20 protein-coding genes are annotated in these 22,271 nt (G+C 60.6%); 4 read left to right on the top strand and 16 right to left on the bottom strand.

Going from position 1 to position 22,271, the window contains the following annotated elements; genetic code table 11:
• Positions 1–198: 198 nt before the first annotated feature.
• Both CHEJ32_RS27945 and CHEJ32_RS27940 read right to left on the bottom strand, forming a co-directional pair.
• On the bottom strand, positions 199–666 hold the full coding sequence (locus tag CHEJ32_RS27945; protein ID WP_256375706.1) for a hypothetical protein: 468 nt from the start codon (positions 664–666) through the stop codon (positions 199–201).
• A gap of 7 nt (positions 667–673) precedes the next feature.
• Complete coding sequence (locus tag CHEJ32_RS27940) at positions 674–1,261, bottom strand: ABC transporter substrate-binding protein (RefSeq protein ID WP_028035818.1); 588 nt, start codon at positions 1,259–1,261, stop codon at positions 674–676.
• A 312-nt stretch (positions 1,262–1,573) separates the two neighbouring features.
• Between CHEJ32_RS27940 and CHEJ32_RS0122645 the strand changes: the two genes are divergently transcribed.
• Positions 1,574–2,407, top strand: coding sequence for an HpcH/HpaI aldolase/citrate lyase family protein (locus CHEJ32_RS0122645; protein ID WP_028035817.1), 834 nt, complete (start codon positions 1,574–1,576; stop codon positions 2,405–2,407).
• Positions 2,404–3,624 (top strand): MFS transporter, encoded by a 1,221-nt coding sequence (locus CHEJ32_RS0122640; protein ID WP_028035816.1) that lies wholly within the window; start codon positions 2,404–2,406, stop codon positions 3,622–3,624. Before CHEJ32_RS0122645 ends, CHEJ32_RS0122640 begins: the two co-directional genes overlap by 4 nt.
• 43 nt (positions 3,625–3,667) lie before the next feature.
• On the opposite strand, the gene CHEJ32_RS0122635 is transcribed toward CHEJ32_RS0122640, so the two are convergent.
• A complete protein-coding gene (locus tag CHEJ32_RS0122635) occupies positions 3,668–4,651 on the bottom strand; it encodes an aminopeptidase (RefSeq protein ID WP_198023909.1) in 984 nt (327 codons plus the stop codon).
• A gap of 116 nt (positions 4,652–4,767) precedes the next feature.
• Here CHEJ32_RS0122635 and CHEJ32_RS0122630 point away from each other — a divergent pair, with 116 nt between their 5' ends.
• A complete protein-coding gene (locus tag CHEJ32_RS0122630) occupies positions 4,768–5,922 on the top strand; it encodes a mandelate racemase/muconate lactonizing enzyme family protein (protein ID WP_028035814.1) in 1,155 nt (384 codons plus the stop codon).
• A 22-nt stretch (positions 5,923–5,944) separates the two neighbouring features.
• Here CHEJ32_RS0122630 and CHEJ32_RS0122625 read toward each other — a convergent pair whose 3' ends face one another.
• The 13 genes from CHEJ32_RS0122625 to CHEJ32_RS0122565 all read right to left on the bottom strand — a co-directional run bounded on the left by CHEJ32_RS0122625 (position 5,945) and on the right by CHEJ32_RS0122565 (position 21,700).
• Positions 5,945–7,435, bottom strand: a complete 1,491-nt coding sequence (locus CHEJ32_RS0122625; protein ID WP_028035813.1) for a tripartite tricarboxylate transporter permease — start codon at positions 7,433–7,435, stop codon at positions 5,945–5,947.
• Positions 7,436–7,456: 21 nt separating this feature from the next.
• Entirely contained in the window at positions 7,457–7,963 is a 507-nt protein-coding gene (locus CHEJ32_RS0122620; RefSeq protein WP_028035812.1) for a tripartite tricarboxylate transporter TctB family protein, read from the bottom strand.
• A 107-nt stretch (positions 7,964–8,070) separates the two neighbouring features.
• The gene (locus CHEJ32_RS0122615; RefSeq protein WP_198023908.1) at positions 8,071–9,435 is read right to left on the bottom strand and encodes an MmgE/PrpD family protein; all 1,365 of its coding nucleotides are present in this window, start codon (positions 9,433–9,435) and stop codon (positions 8,071–8,073) included.
• Positions 9,436–9,485: 50 nt separating this feature from the next.
• Entirely contained in the window at positions 9,486–10,844 is a 1,359-nt protein-coding gene (locus CHEJ32_RS25805) for an MmgE/PrpD family protein (protein ID WP_034659001.1), read from the bottom strand.
• Between the two features lie 8 nt (positions 10,845–10,852).
• On the bottom strand, positions 10,853–11,869 hold the full coding sequence (locus CHEJ32_RS0122605; RefSeq protein WP_028035810.1) for a tripartite tricarboxylate transporter substrate binding protein: 1,017 nt from the start codon (positions 11,867–11,869) through the stop codon (positions 10,853–10,855).
• 918 nt (positions 11,870–12,787) lie between these two features.
• Positions 12,788–13,135 carry a RidA family protein gene (locus CHEJ32_RS0122600; protein ID WP_028035809.1) on the bottom strand — a complete coding sequence of 116 codons (348 nt, stop codon included), beginning with the start codon at positions 13,133–13,135 and terminating at the stop codon, positions 12,788–12,790.
• Between the two features lie 254 nt (positions 13,136–13,389).
• Positions 13,390–15,105, bottom strand: coding sequence for a gamma-glutamyltransferase family protein (locus tag CHEJ32_RS0122595; protein ID WP_051469868.1), 1,716 nt, complete (start codon positions 15,103–15,105; stop codon positions 13,390–13,392).
• A gap of 13 nt (positions 15,106–15,118) precedes the next feature.
• Positions 15,119–16,219 carry an FAD-binding oxidoreductase gene (locus CHEJ32_RS0122590; RefSeq protein ID WP_028035807.1) on the bottom strand — a complete coding sequence of 367 codons (1,101 nt, stop codon included), beginning with the start codon at positions 16,217–16,219 and terminating at the stop codon, positions 15,119–15,121.
• Positions 16,220–16,242: 23 nt separating this feature from the next.
• Positions 16,243–17,115: an ABC transporter permease gene (locus CHEJ32_RS0122585; RefSeq protein ID WP_051469867.1), complete on the bottom strand. Its 873-nt coding sequence runs from the start codon at positions 17,113–17,115 to the stop codon at positions 16,243–16,245.
• A gap of 3 nt (positions 17,116–17,118) precedes the next feature.
• The gene (locus tag CHEJ32_RS0122580) at positions 17,119–18,060 is read right to left on the bottom strand and encodes an ABC transporter permease (protein WP_028035805.1); all 942 of its coding nucleotides are present in this window, start codon (positions 18,058–18,060) and stop codon (positions 17,119–17,121) included.
• On the bottom strand, positions 18,057–19,133 hold the full coding sequence (locus tag CHEJ32_RS0122575; RefSeq protein WP_028035804.1) for an ABC transporter ATP-binding protein: 1,077 nt from the start codon (positions 19,131–19,133) through the stop codon (positions 18,057–18,059). The genes CHEJ32_RS0122580 and CHEJ32_RS0122575 overlap by 4 nt, the downstream gene beginning before the upstream one ends.
• Positions 19,130–20,119: an ABC transporter ATP-binding protein gene (locus CHEJ32_RS0122570; protein WP_028035803.1), complete on the bottom strand. Its 990-nt coding sequence runs from the start codon at positions 20,117–20,119 to the stop codon at positions 19,130–19,132. The genes CHEJ32_RS0122575 and CHEJ32_RS0122570 overlap by 4 nt, the downstream gene beginning before the upstream one ends.
• Positions 20,120–20,188: 69 nt before the next feature.
• Positions 20,189–21,700 (bottom strand): ABC transporter substrate-binding protein, encoded by a 1,512-nt coding sequence (locus CHEJ32_RS0122565; protein WP_051469866.1) that lies wholly within the window; start codon positions 21,698–21,700, stop codon positions 20,189–20,191.
• A gap of 253 nt (positions 21,701–21,953) precedes the next feature.
• Here CHEJ32_RS0122565 and CHEJ32_RS0122560 point away from each other — a divergent pair.
• On the top strand, positions 21,954–22,271 hold a 318-nt coding region (locus CHEJ32_RS0122560), incomplete at its 3' end, for a FadR/GntR family transcriptional regulator (RefSeq protein WP_028035801.1).

Below are 22,271 nucleotides of genomic sequence, written 5' to 3'. Positions count from 1 at the left end.
ATCGATCACCGGATAGATGAAGGCACCGATGAAGAGGCCAACGGGCAGCACCAGAAAGAGGGTGTAAACGATGTTGCGCCGTGTTTTGAAATCGAGCCTTTGCATACGTGTCCTTACCCGCGGGCCGCCGCTGCGTTTAATTGCCCCGCACCAGAGGGATGCAGGGCCACGTCCTTACCAGGAATAGAACTTCTTTTGTTAGATCAGCGACTTCCGCATGCCTTCAAGAGGATTGAGGGACGCTTCGAGCCCTTCTGCGGTCGGATTGGCCGCGTACTTTTCGATCTCGGTGCCGATTGCCATGCGGTATTCGGGCGGCAGAAGGATCATCAGGCTGGGCTGAGCCATTTCGGAGAACCGTTCCGCCTCTCGCCGGCCGATCACGTCATAGATCTCTTCCGACACCTCCATGTTCGGCGCGATGGAGCCCTTGGGCTGATTGAAGGCAGCCTGCGCTTCAACCGATACAACGCTGCGAACGAAGTCTTTCCCTTGTTCTTCGAGCTCGCCTCTCAGCACCACGACAGTGTCGGTCTGGAAAATGGCGTGGTCTTCGGTGCCTGGCGCCGGGAAAAAGTCGTAATCTTCGCCAGGCGTCCAGCCGCGGCCCTTCATATAGCCGGAAATCCAGTTGCCCCCCTGGTACATGCCAATTTCGCCACGCATCAGCTGGTCAGTCGCATCCGCCCAAGCCGCCGCAGTCCCAGTTGGGTGCGTAACGCTCGGCATAATTCTCCCGGAAGATTTCGAATGCCTTGCGCATTTCGGGCCCGGTGAACGACAGTTCGCCGCGGGCGAACTGCCAATAGCCTTCTTCTCCTACGACGCTCAGAAGCGGGGCGTAGAAGTTGTAAAAACTCCAGGGCCAGCCTGAGGAATTGCCCAGACAAGCGACATTATTCGCCTCGAGCTTTTCACAGACCTGGTTCCACTCCTCCCAGCGCGTCGGCGGAACGAGGCCGAGGCGATCGAACACCTCCTTGTTGTAGAAGACGTCATTGACGATGCTCAGGGAAATGGGAATGGCCGCGCGAACGCCATCGAAGGTAATGATGCGACGCAGACCCTCCGGGAAAATCTCGTCACCGCGCATCTCCTGCCAGACATCCTTGATATCCAGGATACGGCCTGAATCGGCGATCTGCGTCAGGTCGTAACCGGAGTTGAACTGATAGGCCATCGGCGGAGAACCGCCCGTGATCGACACCTGCACCTGCTGGCGCAGGCCCTGCGTGTGCCCGGGAATAACCCGCTCCTTCACAGGGAATTTCGGGTTCCCTGCCGCCGGCGGTCCATTCCGACGCGGTCCGGCCGTTCTTCGATCGGCACGGCCGCAGGTGCCCAGCACTTTTCCATGGATGCCACCGCTTGCTTGAAGGTCATTAAACTTGGCAGCGTGGAATTAGCGGATCATCCGTGCAGCGGATTACTGCAAGATTGACTTCCGGCTGCAACTCCTTGATCTTCCGTTGGCCACTTTGGTCCCTCCACCGAGATTGGCGGACCAAATACTACCGTCTGGGGAGCGCCTAATCGACGGGGCGGCCGCACATTGCGTGGTTTTGGAGGGCAGATGAGAGATAACGCACTCGGTGCGGTTGATGAGCTTGAGCCTTCAGAAACCGGCGGAAGACGGATTCTTCAAAGCCTTCAGGCCGGGAAAACCTGCATCGCGCTTGGCCTGCGCAATGCGCGTACCACCGAGATCGCAAAGCTCGCTGCCAGTGTTGGATACGACCTCGTCTGGGTCGATATGGAACATGCGCCGATTGGCGTCGAAAGTGCTGCGGCGCTCGCGGCAACGGCAGCTTCGCTGGGTGTTGGCGGGTGGGTGCGTATCCGCGAGGGAATGACAGGTCTCGTCGGGCCGCTGCTCGACGGCGGCGCAGGCGGAATAATCTGTCCACACATCCAGTCTGCCGTTGCCGCACGCGAAGCTGTCGCTGCTTGCAGGTTCCCGCCCAAGGGGGGCCGGTCGCAGAATGCACTGCTTCCGCAACTTGGATATGTCCGGCATAACTCTCTGGAGACCATGCGGCGCGCCGACAACGGGGCAATCGTGCAGCTTCTGATCGAGACTCCCGAGGGCGTCGATCGCATTGACGAGATCGCTGCCGAGCCGGGCGTCGATATGATCGCCATCGGCCTTAACGATCTTTCGGTGACAATGGGCAGGCCGGGCGAACCCGGCCATCCCGATTTTCTTGAAGTATGCAAAAGGGTTGCGAATGCATGCGGTCGCAGAGGAGTGGTTGCGGTAGCGGGTGGCACCGCAACACCGGAACTCTTCAGCGCGCTGGTTTCAATCGGATTTGCACCTCTGGCTTTCGCCGGCATGGACACGGAGATGCTGGCGGACAACCTCAGCCAACGTCGTCATCGCTGGCTTTTCGGGGAAACAACTTGAGCGAAACCGCGTCGGACCATTCAGAGCCCGATTGGCGATTGGTTCTGCTGACAGTTTGCATTGCGCATTGCGCCGCAACCATCCTGATGAGGCTGGTACCCGTTCTTGGTCCCGAACTGATCGTCAGTTACAACTGGACGCCGGAGCTTGTAGGGCAGGTTTCGACAATCGCGAATATCGGCTCCGTCGGATTCGTACTTATTGGTGCCGGTGTTTTCCGTGCACTGGGCCCTGCGCGGGGGCTTCTTCTCGGTCTCTGTAGTGGCTTTATAGGGCTCCTCGTGATGACCAGTCCGGTAGCAGGCCTCCCGCTTGTCGCGGGCATGCTGCTCGGATTCTCACATGCGCCCTCGCATCCGGTGGGCAATGATCTTCTTCACAACCATGCCCCCTCCGGCCATCGTTCGCTCATCTTTTCAGTGAAGCTCTCCGCACCTGCGATGGGAGGCGTTCTTGCCGGCCTGACATTGCCTGCCATCGCGAATGCATTCGGGCTTCACGTTGCCCTTGCTGCGGCGGGAGTGCCGCTCATCCTGGGTGCCATTGCACTGATGCCCCTTTATCCGCAACTGCGGAAAGCTGACGGCAGGTCGCTCCTATCGAAAGACATGTTCAACGCCCGGAACCTCTCTGGACCGCTATACACCGTTCTTTCCGATCACCGTTTGCGCTACCTGACTTCCACCGGGTTCTTCCTGTCTCTGGTCCACAGTGCGTGGCTCGTATACCTCCCAACCTATCTGTCCATCGAGGTCGGGGTAGCTCCGGTCGTCTCAGGGTACATCTTTGCGCTGTTGCAGGCCGGGTCCTTCTTCGGCCGAATACTGCTGGGCTGGGGCGCTGATAGGAGACTGTCTCCGCGGCTTATTCTCTTTTGTGCCCTTACGGGAACTGCCGCTACGACATACCTCCTTCCTGTTCTAGCGTCTTCCGGCGACGCAACCTCGGTGGCAATCCTGGCGTTGATTGCCGGTGTCGTAGCGGCAGGATGGAGCGGGGTCCAGGTAGCCGAGGTGATGCGCCGCGCACCACCGGATAGGCTGATAGACGCTGCTTCCGGCGTCATGGTGACAACAGGCCTTGGCGTCATCATCGGGCCACTGATTTTCCCATTGCTCATCACTTGGACGGGCTCTTGGGAAAAGGCCTTCATGTCGATGGTCCCCTTTCCGCTCATCGCGTTACTGATGCTCGCGAGAGGGCGCGACGCCGCATAGGAAGCGGCCGGTTCGCACCGGCCGCGTAGTAAGCGGATATGCTTCAGACCAAAATCTGGCCCGCCCGAACGACATCCACCCCATCGAGAGTGAGCGTCGGCGATTGAAGCATGACGTCGAAATGCAGGTCCGCCCTTACTGAGCCGCCAATTGTCTCGCTAGTCCCAATGCCAATATGGCAGCTTCCGTAAACGCCGTGTTCATTGGAGAATTGGCCGTTGAACGCGATGCATTCCGGATTGAGGCCGACTGCGAGTTGAGCGATGTTGTAGATGCCCTCTCCTTCGTTCTGGGACAGTATCCGACGAAGCGTTTCGGCCTGAGCACCGCCGGAGATGGAAACGATGTTTCCCTTCTCGACAACCAGTTCTATCGGATCGTAAATCACCCCGATGTCGAAGTTGGGAATGCTGCCGTCGACAATGACGCGTCCTTCCGTGAGGCCCTCATTTGGAGAGATGTTCGCCTCGATGTGAACGAGCGCCGTAACATCGCCCGGTTCCCTGACAATGCCTGAATGGGAGTTTCCCACACGGCCAGCCAAATCGAATGTGATGTCGGTACCCGCGATACTTGTTAGCCGCGCGATTTTAGCTTCCGACATGCGTTGCGCCATCGCATCGCATTGCGGCTTCTGTGCCGCGAAATCTGCCAACAGGCCGCCGCGATAGAATTGTTCCTCTTCGAACTTTGTCATCGACAAGGAACGCGCCCCCTTTCGCACCGCTTCGATCGCCGCCCTAGAATGGCCGATTGAACGCGTGACGATCATGAAGAGCACGTCGACCTTGCCGGAGGTCATCAACTCGGCGACCAAAGGCTGTGGTTCCTGCCCGTCAAGTTTGTTGGGCGACATGGAAATAATTACGGGCTCAACACCTATCGCGCGGGCAGCCGCTGCGATCATCGACGCGGAACGATAGCGCTCCGGATCCGTGACAATCAGCAAGTTTTCGCCAGGGCGAATATTGGCGCAGTGGGTAACCACCTTCATCGCACCCTGAAACATAAGTTCTTCGGTACTCAACACATCCTCCCAATTCATTACAGCGAAAATTTTTTCGCTGCAATGATTAAATAGCGCGGTTTATACTGTCAACGAGCGCCGGTCGGAACCGCGCAGTTGCGTCTTGGGAGGACCATTTGAAGATAGCGAGTATCAAGGCCAGCCTTCACCGCCATGCCATCAGGATAGATGGCATCGCAGAAGCGTTGGAGCAGCGTCAATTCGTGTTTGTCGAAGTAGAGACCGACACGGGACACACGGGATTTGGCGTAACGGGGCAGTTCCTGCCTTGGGCCGTGATACCATGCATCGAAAATCACATCTTTCCTGTTTTGAAGGGGATGGATCCACGGGATACGGAGCGTATCCATCACGCTGTCTGGAAGAAGCTGAATCCGCGCACCTATACCGGCGTAATCTCCAATGCGCTTTCGGCAATCGACATCGCACTATGGGACCTGCGCGGAAAGGCCGAAGGGCGATCGGTAGCCGGTCTGCTGGGCGGATACTCAGACCGATGTCCGGCGTACGCCACATTCGGCTATGCCTACTTTAACCACGAAGAGCTTGCCGCATATGCAAACAAGTTTATCGATATGGGGTTCGATGCAGTCAAGATGGTCGTCGGTGACGACGGGCACGACTGGAAGGAGGACGCGCGCCGGGTGAAAGCCGTCCGTCGCGCGATTCCGGACCACGTTGAACTTTTAATCGACGGAAACTATTTTTTCAGTCCTGCGGAAGCTCGCCTGCTTTGCCGCGAAATCGAAGATTGCGGTATTACATGGTTCGAGGAGCCAGTTCACCAGAACGACACGCGCGCGATGGCCGACCTGCGGATGCATACACGAATTCCATTGGCAGCTGGCCAGATGGAAGGACATCGCTGGCGTTTCCGTGATCTCGTCCTGCACCAGGCAGTCGACTTCGTTCAGCCAAACTGTTGCTACAACGGTGGGTACACCGAATCTGCGAAAGTCGCGCATATGGCACAGGCGTTCAATCTGCCAATTGCGAATGGTGGTGGCTGGCCGATCTTCAACATGCATCTGATGGCGGGACTGATGAATGGCGGCCGTGTCGAGTTCCACTACGGGATGTGGGAAGCTGGGAAGCGCTTTTTCAAGGGCGCGCCTGATCCGGATGGCAACATGCTGATCATTCCGGATGGGCCGGGCCTTGGTTTCACGGCAGATCGTGACCAGCTGAATGATTGCCGCGTAAACTCGCCAGATAGGGCCGCATCAGACCAGGATGCGCATGGATATACCCGACGCAAGAAGGCCGGCTGACTAGCCGGCCCGTTCGAGGGCGTCAGGCCGTCGCCCTCATCCTCCTTTTGGCGATCAGGAGCCGCCAAAGCGGACGCAACAGCACAATCATCGTCATGAGGAATAGTGCAGCACAGATTGGCCGGGTGAGAATTTCCCAAATATTACCCTGCGTGAGCTGCCAAGTACGCATGAAGTTCTCTTCAGCCAACGGGCCGACGATAAACCCGAGCAGGAACGCTACGATCGGATATTTCAATCGGGTGAATGCGTAACCCAGCACGCCTGCGGCGAGGGCCATAAAGATGTGGCTGTAGTTGAAACCAGCGGCATAGATGCCGACGACCGATGTCACACAAACCAACGGGACCAGTATCGGGATCGGGATGATCGTTAGCAGCGCTAGCGGGCGCGACATGGAAAGTCCCACGATCATGGTCAGCACCGCACCAAACAAGATTGATCCAATAATCGTGTACAGCACGACGACATCGTTCGTGAACAACGTCGGACCGGGGCGGATACCATGCAGCATCAACGCGGTGAGCAGCAGTGCGGTCGAAACGCTTCCAGGGATGCCGAACGACAGCGTTGGGACCAAAGAGCCACCAATCACCGAGTTATTGGCAGCTTCCGGTCCCGCTATGCCGGCAGGATGACCCTTGCCGAACCGCTCCGGCTGCTTGCTCAACTGCTTTTCCGTGATGTACGACATGAAAGTTGCGACCGTACCCCCCTCGCCCGGCACGAATCCGACGAGGACGCCCATTCCGCAGCCGCGCAGGATCGCCTTCCATTCCTTGAGCGCCCAGACGACCCCTCGCCACATATTGCCCCGCCCGACCAGAGCGCTGGAGATCGAGTTCGGGTTACGCGATAGCCGGACCATCTCCGAGAAGGCAAACAGTCCTATCATCGCCGCAACGAGATCGATGCCATCGACGAGGTCACTGATCCCAAAAGTGAAGCGAGGATTGGCATCAAGGAGGCTGGCACCGATGGTTGCGAGAAGTGCGCCAAGAATACCCGCAGTAAATCCCTTGAGATAGCCAGTATCTGACGCCGCTACGATGGAAGCCAGGCCGAAGAGGCCGAACATCAGGAACTCAGGAGACCCGAACGCCATGGCCAGATACTGAAGAAACGGCAACGCAATGACAAGGGAAAGTCCGCCCACCAACGCGCCAATCGCCGACGCTGTCGCCGAGATCGCTATTGCGGTTGTTCCCTCGCCACGCCGCGCCAGCGCGTACCCGTCGAGAGTTACGGCTGCGGAACTCGGGCCGCCCGGCGTGTTGATCAGAATTGAAGGTATGCTACCGGCATAGGAAACACCGCTATACACGCCTATCAGCACGATCATCGCATCGGCGGGCGTCATGGACAAAGTGAACGGGATCACCAGAGCGGTCGTTAACGCCCCGCCAATCCCCACCATCGCTCCGCCAATGCAGCCGATGAGGAAACCGACGGTCGCGAGAAAAAGGCCGTTAAAGGAGAAAAGTACGGAAAAGGATTCCCAAATCGGGCTCATCGGAATTCAATCCTGAGCGCCTTACAGGCGCTGGCTCCAGATGGGAACGTTCGCGACGGTGTCGAACATCAAGCTGAGACCAGCCGCAAACCCTCCGGTGACGATCAGAATCCACAATGGTTTCCGGTAGCCCATCACCCACATGTAGATGGGCACAAAGACCAACATTGCGGGGCCGAAGCCAATCATTTGTGCCGCGATGCAATAGGCCGAAAGCCAAACCGCCGTGAACACCCGGCGGTATGTGGAACCATTCGGCTGTTGCCCGCGTGTGGCCTGAAGAGGAAACTTGCGTCGGGCGAGGATCGCGGTGATGGTTTGCGTCCCCGCAAACACAACGAGTGCAATCGAAAGCATCCGAGGCCAAAGGCCAGCCTGCGAATGAATTTGCAGGCTCTGCAGGAAGAAAACCAGTCCGACGATCGTGACGATTGCCGCAAAGCCTATCCCGCCGGCACTGCTGTCGGCAGCGGGGCTCTCGTCCTCGTCTTGCAGGTCGTCGACTACTTGGTCACCGTGTCCAGTCACTCACACCTCCCGTGCAGCAACGGGCCTCGCACCCGCGAGATCGCCGCCTGGTTTTCCGCAAAATCAATGTTCCCTTGCCGATCGAGCCAGATCGCCAGGATTGCACATCAGACCCCCTCAAAAATCCCGCGGACGTCAGCGATCTCTTCGATCCTAATAAAGCGGCGAATGAGTTCCTCACCTTTGTTTGCATCGATAGGTTTGGCAGCCATCTTCAGATGATCGCGGAAGACTTGAACCATGGCTTCTGTCGTCACCGGATTGTCGGGATGGCCCGAGCAATAGGCAACGGGCTTCGATTGAAGCACTGACCCGTCCTTCAATCTTACCTCTACCGTCACACTTTCGCGGCCTTCCTGGCGGTCAATTGTCACTTTGTGGGCTAGACCGACAAGCTCAGGGGAATGTACGAGTTGGTTGTCGAAGTGGTTGAGCTTAAGTGTTCCGTCACGCAGAGTGCAGGCGATTACCCACGGCAGGCTGAACTGAGCATCGATGCCGTTGTGAGGATTGAGGCGGCGCTCCAGCGGCTCTGACATAATGTAGAGCGTCGGGCTTCCCTCGACATGCAGCGCCTCGAGCTGCTCTAACTTGAAGTTCGGACGAAGCTGCCGCACCGCGTCCAAAACAGGATGCGCAACGACGCCGCAAGGGTAGCCTTTGAAACCCAACCGGCGGCCGAGGAAGTTCTCTCCCAGCCCATCAATGATGGAGTCATAGTCGACCGTGTGGCTGGGGAAGTGAAGCTTGTAGAAACCGAAGCGGCCAGAGAGAAATTGCCGCGCGCCAGAAATACCATTGCGAGCGAGTTGCACCGCCGTGAAAGCGTTGCGGACAGCAAAACCTCCCTGCATGCGAATACCTAGGACGCCTTCCATCTGGCCTTGAAAGTTGCCGCACGCCTGGGCGTGGATTAGGCCAAGCGCATCCAGCATCTGCTCTTCGTTGAGACCGAGGACCTTGCCCACAGCAATGGTTACGCCATAGTTGCAGAAGAGATAGGTGGAATTCCAAGGCGTCCAGACCGGCGAAAGCTCCCCCCTAATTGCTGAAAGCAAACGGGCCTGAAGGTCGACGCCTACGGCAATGGCCGTAAGCACGTCCTTGCCGCTAATCCCGCCGGAGGCTTCTGCCGCCGCCATTACGGCCGGGGCCACGGCGAAGCCGATGGCGAAGCCGCCCGCGTTGTCGAGCCAATACTTATCTTCGTACTCGTGGGCCTTCGCGAAAACCGCGTTTGCGAAGGCTGCTGCCGATTTCGGTGCTTTCAACCCAGTACCGATCACGGTGGCCTGTTGGTGACCGCCCTGTTCGGTGATGAAACGCACCACTGCATCAGAACCTTCGGCCGCCGATCCAGCGACAGCCGTCGCGGTTGCCCAAAGAAGTGTCCGGCATGCGGCATCAACCGTTTCGGCGTCCAGATCCTCGAAACGCGCCGAAACGATGTGGCGTACCAGAGCGGCTTCCAAGGGCGGGATCTCCGGGCGACCTTCAAGTGCAAACTGCATGTGCTTGGTCCTTAGGTTCTCAGAAGATGCGTAAGCTCTGCCAGGTCATCGACACGTTCCAAGCTCTGGCAGAGATTGTAAAATGCTTCGAAGTTGGATCTGCCGATCAAACTTGGAAGGAGTTCGTCCCACTTGCCACGCAGGGATTGCCAATCGGCCGCTCCGCGAAGGGCATGCCCACGCGGATGGTCGATGCCGACGAGGAAGCGCATGCCAGAAACCGTCTCGATCTCCACTTTGGCTCCTCGACCATGGGGCTGAGTGCGGTCCATCTCAGCGTCTGCTACAGCTCGAATCTTGGACCGCAGAGCCTTCACCTCAGGCCTGGCCAAAGCGGCGGCTGAATGAGCTTCCTCGAAGCCCAAACGGCCGTGGACAATGGCCACTGACAGCATGTCTTCAACACAGATGCTGGGCATCCCGCGATTGGAGACCGTATCGGCTGTGTGAGTGGTCAGCCGCACCGTCACCGAGGCGATATCATCCGGGGTGAGCCGTTCTCGTTCGACAATGGTCAGTGCCGCTTCTACCGGCGCGTGGATCGGATAGCCGGCTGAATAGAACTTGAAGTTGGCTCCCATGACCGCATGGTCGCTTCCAAGCTCTTTGGTCAAAAGCTCTGCTTTGCCCTCGGGCGCCAAGCCAAGCGGACCATGCCTGGAATCAAAGACGTTGTCGTGGCCCTCGAATCCTGAAGCGGCCAGGAGCGCAGCAGAGGCGCCGCCAAAAGCGGCCTGCCCCGTGGACAAAGCTTTACTCATATGACGGCGTTCTTCGAACACTACTGCCAGGCCACCCGCGTGGCCTGCTGCCAGCGCCGCGGCGTGTCGAAGCCCGTCCGCGTCCAATCTGAGCAGGCGACCGCACGCCATCGCCGCTCCAAAGCTGTGGAGGTGATCCGAGTGGATGTGATGTGCCTGCCGCAACGTGAATGCACCGCCCACGGAAGCGACCAGTCGAGTCCCGACATCATACCCGACCGACACGGCGTGGAGATACTCACGTCCGGTCACGCGCCTGGTTTCGCCAACGGCCAGGGTCGCGTGGACAATTACGGCGCCCGGATGTCCGTCGGTCACGTGGGCCCCGTCAAACTCGTCGGCGTGACCTGCCGTTCCGTTGGCCAGAGCAGCCATCGCAGCGGGCACGCGCTGTCGGCGACCCAGCATGGTTGCCTCCCCGACTCCGCCCATTGCGCCGACAAATTTTGCGATCAGTTCACCAGCAATAAGTTTGCGCCCGAGTATGGCACAAGCGATCTCATCAAAGATGATGAGCTTGGTCCTGTCGACCACATCGACCGGAAGCTGCTCATAGCTGCTCCCGGCAACATAATCGGCAACGACCCTTGTTAAGGTCTTTTCTTTCATGTGGCCGATTATTTGCGAGCCAGCATTTGCTGGAGCACCGGCAGTGACTCCAGCTTCTCGAACGCACCGTTGATCGACTGTCCAACCGCCTCCGGCGACATGTACTCGAGCTTGATTCCCGCCTCGGCCATCTTCTTAACCACATCGGCATTGGTAACGACGTCGCGGAAAAGGCCGACAAGATAATCACGGAGAGACTGCTCCATGTTCGGCGGCCCCACAATGACGCGGATGGGCGCCGCCACTTCAGCCATGGACGGATAGCCGAGTTCGGCGACGGTCGGAGCATCAGGCATGTCAGCCACACGCTCGACATTGCCCAGCACCAGCAGCGGACGCAGCGTGCCTGACGCCATACCGTCGATCACCGCCTCGTATGATGCGAGACCTGCCGGCACCTCGTTCCTGGCGATCGCTGCGTTGCCGGCACCGCTACCGTCGTAGGCTACGTATTCTTCAAACTTCAGATCCGCCTGACTTCGAAGAAGCTCTGCAGTGAGTTCCGATGATCCTGCCCGGTCTGTCCCACCGAGAAGACGCTGAGCGCCGCTCTCATAGGCCTGCTGCAGCTGCTGGTAGGTTTCTATTCCGGATTGTGTCGAGGTCGCGAGAACGGTGAAGGTGCGGCCAAAGCCGGCAATGGGCGTAAGGGTACGAATGTCGACGGGAGCCGACGCACCGCGCGCAAGCTGGGAGAGCACGGTATTCGGCGGATTGTGCACGCCGATGACTGCCTCATCAGGACTTGCGCGCGCCAAGCGGCTGAGGCCAAGCAGCGATCCATCACCAGGAACATTCGAAATAGCTATCTGCGAGGAAAGAAGCGGCCGGACATGCTCCATCAACTGCCGAACCATAATATCGCTGCCCCCGCCGGCAGATAGCGGGATGATCACTTCGAGCCGCCGGATTTCCGGTGCTGTTTGTGCGAAGGCCGGCATTGCAACCGCGCCAACGAGGGCCGATGCGATGCCGGTCAGCACAGAACGGCGATCAACGCCGCCCGAAAAGCGTTCGATATCCATATCTCTCCTCCAATTCAGCTGGCGATAAGCGCCCGCTGCCTCTCCCACGGAACATTTTCGACATAGCGAAACAAAATTCCCGTGAGCGAATATAGCTCATTATGACAAGGTCGTGTCAACAATCGAATTTGGAGAGACTTACCTGCTGCAAACGCTCCGGTCCTATAAAGCGCACGGCGCCTTGAGCGACGAGAGTTGCTCCGGATCGTTCCATGCCGACCTGATTGCTCAACCAGCGGCGCTGAAGCCGCTACACGCTCCGCGCTGTCTGATGCGCTCAGGCGGCTGCCGAAAGCGTTCCATCCCCCAAGTGCCATTCTCTCATGGCAATGTCGCTTGCGCTAAAAGTACCGTAGTATGGCTGTGCTGCTGCTCACCGCCGGTGGTGTAGGTACTGCTCCAAAAACGGCAACGACGCGTCTCGGTCTTCTAACCGGGGGCCTGTCTATCTGGCGTTTACTCGAAAGGAAAAGCTCGACCTGCCATGGGAAACCTTGCGGCATTCGGCCGTTCTGGAAGACAATTTAGCGCATGGTACGCCAAAGCTGAAACAATCCGTCAACCAGCCCCGGGGCCCAGGCTATTCATCGCGGGCCAGGCATAGGCCCCAGTACTCGAATACTATCACAGTGCCGATAAACATCGGCGCGGTGGCAAGTCTCGCATCAACATATTTACGGCGGCATTCCCCGAGGCAGAAGCTTGTGAGCATTACCTACGATCCTCTGGCTTCCCGCCGAGGACGCCAGTCCCGGAAAGCGTCGATGGCCGATTGCTGAAGCTTGGCCCTAAAGATTGAAACAGCACGGCGACAGCAACTTGGGCCGCCTGGTGACGGGATCTACCCGTCACCAGGTGCCAATGCCGATCCGTCTCAGTTGTCCCGAACAGAAACAGGAATATTCTTTGTTAGCGCCGCTAGCATGCTGCCGTCACAATCACCTCGATCAGGCGCTGCGGATCGCCTAAATCGGCGACGCCGATCGTCGCTCGAGCAGGAAGGTCACTTTCGTCGAGCCAAGCAAGCCACGCGCGGTCCATATCCGGTTTCCGAGCCATATCTGTGATGAATATCTCTGCGCGCAGAAGTTTTGACTTGTCCGACCCCGCACTGGCCAGGAGCGCATCGATTTTGGCGCAGATCTGGCGCGTTTGCCCTTCCATATCCTGCCCGATATCGTCCGCCCCGATGCCCGCCGTGTAGGCGACGCCCCCATGCACCACTATGCCGTGGAGCGTCTTTCCTTTCTTGATTCGTTCGACCATTTTGTTTTCCTATCCTTGGTTGAAAAACGAGAGCGCCGCCCCATCCATGCGATGGCGGTCCGCCACATAAGTGTTCAACTTATGGGTGTTCGCACCAGACCGGATGCGTTAGCTCGGCTTGCCTGGCGCGATCTGTGCCGGCACCGTTCATTCCACGGTCGCCCCTGAAAGAGATGAAACGCCACGCCTGCGGGGCTCATGGCTCCTGGCCACCGAGCCAGGTGCAACGTCTAGGAACATTTGTGTCATTTTGTTTACCAGCCTGCCACCGCGGTCGGGCGACGCGGATCGGAGCCTCCCTCCAGCACTCCCGATTTTTCATTCTTGACGATCGTGCAAACCCCGCCTGCGGCGTAATCCCACTCGGGCCAGTCCCGAGCATCGTGGCCAAGGGTGCGCAGAGCTTCGCGCGTCTCTTCTGGAATGCGGCGCTCGAGCTTGAGAAGGCCCGGATCGAAGGGATGCGGCGCAGAGGAACGCGGATAGCTGAAAGTCGCGAAACGCGGAGCGTCTATGGCGTCCTGCAGGGACATGCCGAAGACATGGATGTTGAGGAAAACCTGCAGCATCGCCTGCGGCTGGACGTCGTTGCCTGGCGAGCCCAAGGGCATGATCCATTTGCCCTTCTTGCGCGCGAAGGCGGGGCTCGGTGTGAGGCGCGGCCGGCGGCCGGGGCCGAGGACGGCAGGGGCATTGGGATCGGTAAAGGACTGGACGCCGCGGGCCGAGGGCACGAAGCCGAGACCCGGGATAATCGGCGCACCGACCGACCCATCGCTCGGCGTGGCGGAGAACGCGTTCCCCTCCTTGTCGACGGCGCAGACATAGGAAGTGTCGAGCTGGCCGGGATCCTTCGCCGTATCGGGGAGAGGCGTTGGGTTCCGGCCCCAGTTGGTGGGAAGGCCGGGGTCTGGCATTCCCGGATGGGCGCGAGCCGGATCGACCAGCTTGCGACGGGCCTGTGCATATTCGGCGCTGAATAGCTCTTTCATCGGCACATGGACAAAATTCGGGTCGCCATAGAGCGCGTGGCGGTCCGCATAGGCGAGCTTGAGGACTTCGACCAGGTGGTGGATATAGGCGGGGCTGTTGTGCCCAAGGCTTTTAAGATCGACGCCGTCGAGCATGGCCATGGTTTGGCCGAGCACCGGGCCCTGGCACCAGGGGCCACAGGTGAAGATCTCCGCCCCGCCATAGGTGACAGACATCGCGCGTTCGACCTCGACGCGGAATTCGGCAAGATCGTCCTCGCGCATCCAGCCGCCATGCTCGAGGTGATAGGCGGCGATGGCCTTGGCGATGTCGCCCTTGTAGAAGGCGTCGCGCGCGGCCTTGAGGCCCGCCTCGCGCCCGCCCCTGGCGGCGGCGGCGCGCTCCTCGTCGATCATGTAGGCGATGGTGTTCGCCAGATCCGTCTGGATGAAGATGTCGCCGGCTTGTGGCAGCTTCCCGCCAGGCAGGTAGATTTCCGCGTTCTGCGACCACTTCCGGTAATCGTCCTCATAATCGGCGATGATCGCTGCCATGAGGGCGGGCATGGGGAAACCTTCGCGGGCGAAGCGCATCGCCTCGGCCGCGCATTCGCCATAGGACATGGTTCCGTAGAGCTCGAGCGCGGTGATCCAGGCGTCCGGTGCGGCGGGGGTGATGGTGCGCAGGAGCCCCTGCGGGATGCGTCCAGCGTGGTTCCGATGGAAGACACTGAGATCCGTGCGCTTAGGCCAGACCCCCAAACCGCTGATCGAGACGACCTCGTCCGTCCTGGCTGAATAGATCATGATGGGCGCTACGCCGCCGAATCCAACATATTCGCTCTGCACCACCCCGAGCGTGATGCCGCCGGCGACGCCCGCGTCGATCGCATTGCCGCCGGCTTCGAGCACCTGGAGAGCGGTCTGGGCCGCAAGATAATGGCCCGCGGCGGCCATGTGGCGAGTACCGACGATGCGGGAGCGATAGGGGGCGAACATGACGGACCTGCTTTCAGACGAGGACGGGATAGTCCGCGAGATCGAGATCGGTCGGCTCGCCGAGTGCGGTCTGCGCGAGCAGGCGGCCGGCGAGCGGCCCCATGGTGAGACCGCCGGCGCCAAGGCCGTTGCCGATCAGCATTCCCTCCATGCCAGGAATCCGGCCAAGCAGCGGCTTCACACCCTCGGTGGCCGGACGGAAGCCTACGCGCGTCTCGATCAGCGTGGCGTTGGCAAGGCCAGGTGCGAGATCGAGGCCAAAATTCAGCACTTCGGCCTGCCCGCCAGCCGTCACCCGGTAGTCGAAGCCGGAGCCAGTCTCGCGCGTTGCGCCGACGACTACGCGATTGTCGTCGAAGGCGAGCATGTAGTGGCTCGCCTGCGGCAGCAGGACTGGCCAGTCCTGCGTTTCCTGCGGCACGCGAAGATGGATGATCTGTCCCTTCTGCGGCGCGACGGCGATGGATACGCCGAGGGAAGAGAGGATGTCGTTCGCCCAGGCGCCTGCGGCGACGACGACAAGGTCGGCCTCAAGCTTTTCGCCATTCAGCGTGGCGGCCGGCTTTCCGTTAGCAAGCGCCAGCTCCACATGCCCCTTGCGGGCCTTGGCGCCGTTCTTGACGGCTACGCGCATCATCGCCGCGGCGATGGCGCGGGCCTCGACGCGGGCGCCCCCTTCGATGTGGAGCGCGAGGAAATCATCGCGCAGAGGTGGGAAGAGCGCCTGCGCATCCTTGCCGGAAAGCCGGGAGACCTTGCCTGCCTCAGGGACGGAGGCGACGCGCGTGAGCACGCGCTTCTCGACCTGGGCGAGCTCGGTCTCGTTCTCCGCCAGGACGAGGGCTCCCACCTGGCGATAACCGAAATCCGTCTCGCCATTCTCGGCGAGGTTCGCGACCAGCTTGCGGTAATAGGCGCCACCGGCGGCGTAGAAGCGGTAGAAGGCCGGCTCCTCGACCTTAGTGGCCCAGGGGCAGACGATGCCGGCGCCGGCGAGCGTCGCCTTGCCCTGATGCTCCTCGTCAACCACCTCGACATCAACGCCCTTCTCAAGCGAGAGATGGTAGGCGACACTGGCACCGAGAATGCCGGCTCCGACGACAAGAATTCGCATGGCTCAGACTTTCCGTTGTTAGATTAGCGGCTGCGCGGGTCGAGAGCGTCGCGCATCCCGTCGCCCAAAAGGTTGAAACTAAGAACCGTGAGGAAGATCATCATGCCCGGCCAGACCGCGACCCATGGTGCGTTGGAGAGCGAGCGCTGCGCAGTGTTAAGCATGGAGCCCCATGAGGGCGCGGGCGGCTGCTGGCCGAGACCCAGGAAGGAAAGGCTGGCCTCGGAAGTGATCGCGGCGGCAAGCGCCAGCGTCGCTTGGACAATGAGCGCCGGCAGCACATTGGGCAATATATGGCGGAAGGCGACACGCCAGTGCGGGTTTCCAAGGGAACGGGCGGCAGCGACATAGTCCTCCGCCTTCACGCTTAGGACCTGGCCGCGCGTGAGGCGTACGAAGAGCGGCGCGGCCGTGACGCCGATGGCGATCATCGAGTTTGTGAGGCTCGGGCCGAGGAATGCAGCGAGCGCGATGGCGAGGATGAGAAAGGGAATGGCCAGCATGGCGTCGACCACGCGGCTGATCGAGAGATCGATCCAGCCGCCGAAATAGCCGGCGGCGAGCCCGAACGGCACGCCGATCGCGAGCGCGATGCTGAGCGAGATGACGCCGGCAAGCATGGACGCCCGCGCGCCAAAGACGATGCGGGCGAAGATATCGCGGCCGAGCTCATCCGTGCCGAACCAGTGCAGCGCGGTGGGAGGCTGACGGATCGCGGTGTAGTCCTGCGCGAGCGGATCAAACTGGGCGATCATCGGGGCTAAGATCGCGGCCAGGATCACGATCACGATGAAGACAAGGCCCGCAAGCGCGGCCTTGCGCCTGCGCAACCGCTTCCAGAAGCGGGCGAACTGGCCTTCATGGGGCACTGCCGGGGCAGTCGAGGCGATTGCCATGGGCTACTCCCTCAGCCTTGGGTTGGCGAGCACATAGCCGATATCCGCAAGCAGGCTCATCCCCACATAGACGATGGCCGTCACCAGCACGACGCCCTGCACCACCGCATAGTCGCGGTTGTAGACGGCATCTACGATCAGCTTGCCGAAGCCTGGGATGTTGAAGATCTGTTCCGTCAGCACCGCTCCGCCGAGGAGGCCGCCGAACTCCAACGCGCCGAGCGTAATGACGGGAGTAAGGGCGTTGCGCATGGCGTGACGGATGACAACGCGCGATTCGAACAACCCCTTCGCGCGGGCAGTGCGCACATAATCGCTTTCCAGCGCCTGCAGCATGGCGCTGCGGGTGTGGCGCATGATGACCCCGGCGATGCCGCTGCCAAGCACGATGGCGGGCATCAGGAGGCTAAGGAGACTTCGTTGCAGGTCCTCGGCCGGACTCACATAGCCGGATGCGGGGAGCCAGCCCAGCATGACGGAGAAGAAGAGGATCATCATGATGCCCATCCAGAAATTGGGCAGCGAGATGCCTGCAAGCGCGACGATGTTGGCCAGGTAATCCCAGATCGTCCCCTGCTTGATGGCGGAGATGATGCCCGCGGTGAGCCCCACCACCAGGGCAAAAAACATAGCCATCACGGCGAGCTGGAGGGTAACCGGCAGGCGGTCGAGGATCAGATCCAGTACGGGGCGGCCGAGCCGCATCGAATTGCCGAGATCGCCGTGCAGCACGCCGCCGATCCAGCTTAGATATTGAATGGGCAGGGGCTGGTCGAGGTTGTATTGGCGCCTGATCTGTTCGAGCAGTTCCGGGTCGCTGTCGTCGCCGGCAAGCGCGATCGCGGGATCGCCCGGCAGAAGGCGCTGCAGCAAGAAGATGATCACCGACAGGATCAACAGCGTCGGGATGAGCTCAATGAGGCGGCGCGCGATGAGACGGGTCATGGGTGGGCCTCCTCGACACCGGAGGTTCCGAAGGCCGCGAAGAGTTTCTCCAGGCGCGGATCCACGGCGACGGGCTTGGGCAGAATGTCCGCGGCGGAGGGAAGCTCGTCGCGGAAATGGCATGCGGATGGATGCCCGGCATCGCTGGGCAGCAGTTCCGGCCGTTTGGTGCGGCAGATATCCTGCATGTAGGGGCAGCGCGTGTGGAAATGGCAGCCGGACGGGGGATCGAGCGGGTTCGGCATGTCTCCTTCGATCGGCTCGTGCGCTCTTGCGGCATCGGGGCTGGGCACGGGAATGGCCGAGATCAACGCGCGCGTATAAGGGTGGCGTGGGGCGGAGAAGACGTCCTCCGTCCTGCCGATCTCGACGATCCGGCCGAGATACATAACCGCCACCCGGTCGGCTATGTGCTTCACCACGCCAAGATCATGGGAAATGAAGATGTAGGACAGCCCGAGACGCTCCTGCAGCTCCGCCAGAAGATTGAGGATCTGGGAGCGGATCGAGACGTCGAGCGCCGATACCGGCTCGTCGCAAACGAGCACCATCGGATCGGCGGCAAGCGCGCGGGCGATCACGACGCGCTGGCGCTGGCCGCCGGAAAACTCGTGGGGGTAGCGGTCCGCGTGCTGCGCCCCGAGGCCCACCGCTTCCAGAAGCGATACCACGCGCGCCTTCCGCTCGGAGGCCGGCACGATGTCATGCAGCATCAGCGGCTCGGCCACCATCTGCCCCACGGTCATGCGCGGGTTCAGCGCTGCGAACGGATCCTGGAAGACCATCTGAATCTTGCGGCGGATTTTCTGCAGCGCCCGGTCGTTGGCGGTCGTAATGTCCTCGCCGTCGAGCAAGATGGTACCAGAGGTGGGCTCGATGAGGCGTGTCATGAGGCGGCCCAGGGTGGACTTGCCGCAGCCGGACTCGCCCACAAGCGCAAGCGTCTCCCCTCTCATAAGTGAAAGGCTCACGGTATCTACCGCATTGACAGTGCGCGTGGGACGACCCAGCACATCCCGCTTGGCAACGAACACCTTGGACGCGTTTTCGACCGTGAGGACCGGTTCCGTCATGAAGCCAGTTCCTCAAGCGGCGCGCGCCAGCATCTGGAACTCCGGGTTGGCGAGAGATCAAGGAGAGGCGGCGGCTCGGCGCAACGCTCGATCCTGAAAGGGCAGCGGTCCTGGAAACGGCAACCCGTGGGCAGTGCGCGCGGGTTCGGGACGGTTCCGGCAATCACCGGAAGGCGATCCGTGCTCTCCTCGAACCGGGGGAGAGAGCCCAGGAGGCCAACCGTATAGGGGTGCTGCGGAAAGGCGAACAGGTCTGCAGCCGGCGCACGCTCGACGACCTGACCGGCATACATGACCGCCACGTCATCGCACACCTCGGCAACGACGCCGAGATCGTGGGTGATGAGCACGATGGCCGCGCCGGTCTCCTCGCGAAGCTGGCGCATCAGGTAAAGGATCTGCGCCTGGATCGTGACATCGAGCGCCGTCGTGGGCTCGTCCGCTATCAGGAGTTTCGGATCGCAGGCAAGCGCCATGGCGATCATGACGCGCTGGCGCATGCCGCCGGAGAGTCGATGGGGGAACTCGGTGAAGCGCTGCTCGGGAGAAGGAATGCGGACGCGCCGCAGCATCTCGATGGCCCTCGCCTTCGCCTCCGCCCTCGTTATCCTGCGATGACGCATCAGCGCCTCGGTGATCTGGTCACCGATGCGGTAGGCCGGGTTGAGCGACGTCATCGGCTCCTGGAAGATCATCGCCAGCCGGTTTCCCCGCAGATCGCGGAGCGTCGCTTCGCCTTGGCGCAGAAGGTCCTTGCCCTCGAAGGCCACGGTGCCACTCACACGCGTGGTCTGCTTGGCCAACAGGCCCATGATCGCGAGGGAGGTGACGCTTTTGCCACTTCCGGATTCTCCCACAATCCCTAGGGTCCGGCCTGCGCGCACCGCAAAACTCACGCCGTCGACGACGGTGACGGCCTCATCGCCTGCACCGAAGGTTACGCGCAGCTCATTCACCTCGAGCAGATTTTGCGTGGTGTCTGTCATAGCGTCGTCGTGAGGCACTGCGAGGGCGGCGGCGCGGTAGCAAGCCGCGCCGGCGGGGTTGCGACCGGATTACTCCGCCAGCTTGACGCCTTCCAGCCGGATGATGCCGTCAGGGAAGGGCTGGAAGCCTTCCAGCTTGGACGTCATCGCATAAGCGGCACGCTGGTTGTAGAGATAGATCCCCGGCATGTCCTTCATGATGACTTTGATCGCGTCCGCGTAGATCGGTTTGCGCGCTTCGGGGTCGGCGGTCGCACGCCCCTTCGCCAGGAGAGAATCCAACTCCTCGCTGCAGTAGCCGCCTACGTTGTTGGCAGTCCCGCATTCGAAGGTGAGTGAGATGTTGAGGTCCGGGTCGACGCGACCGGAACTGCCGATGACATAGGCCTGGAAATCGCCCGAAGAAGCCCTCTGGCGCATGGAGACGAATTCGGTCGGCTGGATGTTCAGGTTAATGCCAACTTCCGAGAGCATGGCCTGCATCATCTCGGCGACCGCCTGCCGCTCCGGCGAGGTGGAGATCATCAGATCGATGTCCACCTTGTCGAGGCCTGCTTCGGCAAGCTTGGCCTTGGCAGCCTCGACATCGCGGGCCGGCACGGGAAACTCCGGATTGTACCACATGCTTGAGGGCGGAAAGGGCTGGTTGCCGGTGGTGTAGCGGCCGCCGAACACCACCTGGTTGATGGCCTCGCGATCGATGCCCAACGAGAAAGCCTCGCGCACGGCGACATTGTTGGCGACATCCGGATTTGCGCCCGGCCCTTTCAGATTGAACTGGATCATCTCAAAGGCCGGCTGATCGCCCACGGCGACCTTGAAATTGCTGTCGCCTTCAAGCGAGGGGATGTCGTTGGGGGCCACATTCTCTGCAAGGTCCAACTCGCCAGAGCGCAAATTGAGAAGGCGCACATTGCTGTCTGGAATGGCCGAATAGATCACCTTGTCGAAGCTGTACTGGTCGGCGCGCCAATGCTGCGGGAATTTTTCAAGCACGACCTGTTGCTGCGGGCGATATTCCGCAAGAGTATACGGGCCGGCGCAGACTGGCCTGTTGGCGAATTCTTCCGGCGTGGTCGCGCCATAGGCCGTGGGACTGATCATCATTCCGGCCCGGTCGGTGAACTGCGTCAGCAGTGAAACGGAGGGCGCTTCCAACGTGAGTTTGACCGTGTGGTCATCCAGGACATCGACCTTGTCGATAGTGGAAATCTCCGCGCGGCGACGCGATCCTTCAAGCGTCAGATAGCGTTCGAGGTTAAACTTCACTGCTTCCGCGTCGAAAGGCGTGCCGTCGTGGAATACAACGCCCTGGCGCAGAGACAAGGTCACCTCCTTGCCGTCCTCTGACCATTGCCAGCTTTCCGCCAGCATGGGCTGCAGATTGCCATCGGCGTCGATATCGACCAGCTTGTCGCAGATGGACTGGAGCGAAACACGACCCACGAAGGTGGCATTTGTAGCAGGATCGAGCGAGCCAGGATCGTCTCGCATGCCGATCCGGAGTTCGGTTTGCGCGAATGCACTTCCCGTCATCACCGCGGTCGTCATTGCAAAGGCAACTACGGACATCTTCCGCATCTTACGTCCCCCTCCTATGCGCAGCGTTCGCGCAGGCCGCACCAAACCAATCAAAATTGGTTCAATAATCCAGTTTGCCCGGCTATCTAGCGGCAGTTGATAATCCGTGGTCAAGTTAAAAATGAACCACTACTCAAAAAAGCTCTGAATTGGTTCATGCCTCACGACTTACATTGCAAGGGATATAGACATCTGGTGACAAAATGGTTCTAATTGGTTCAACAGCTGGGCGAACGCACTGATGGGTGGTGAGATGACAGAGACGCAGTTGCCGCTTGCGGAGCGCCTGCGCTCGGCGCTGGAGGATGGCGGGATCGCCAAAGACGGTCGGCTTCTGCCCGAGCGCGAGCTTGCGGACCGTATGGGGGTCGGCCGGCGCGCGCTGCGCGAGGCCCTCGCGCTGCTGGAGGCGGAGGGGATCATCTGGCGGCGGCAGGGCCAGGGCACTTTCGTCTCAGCCCAGCGCCCGCGCNAGCCCGTCCAGCTTCTGCGCACGGGCATCCATACGACGCCGGCGGAACTGCTCGAGGTGCGCATGGAGCTGGAGCCGATCCTGGGCCGCCTTTGCGCG

It is taken from the genome of Chelativorans sp. J32 (assembly GCF_000518985.1).
Lineage (GTDB): Bacteria > Pseudomonadota > Alphaproteobacteria > Rhizobiales > Rhizobiaceae > Chelativorans.
Note: the sequence above shows the minus strand (reverse complement) of the source record. Positions and strands in the feature narration are given on the sequence as shown.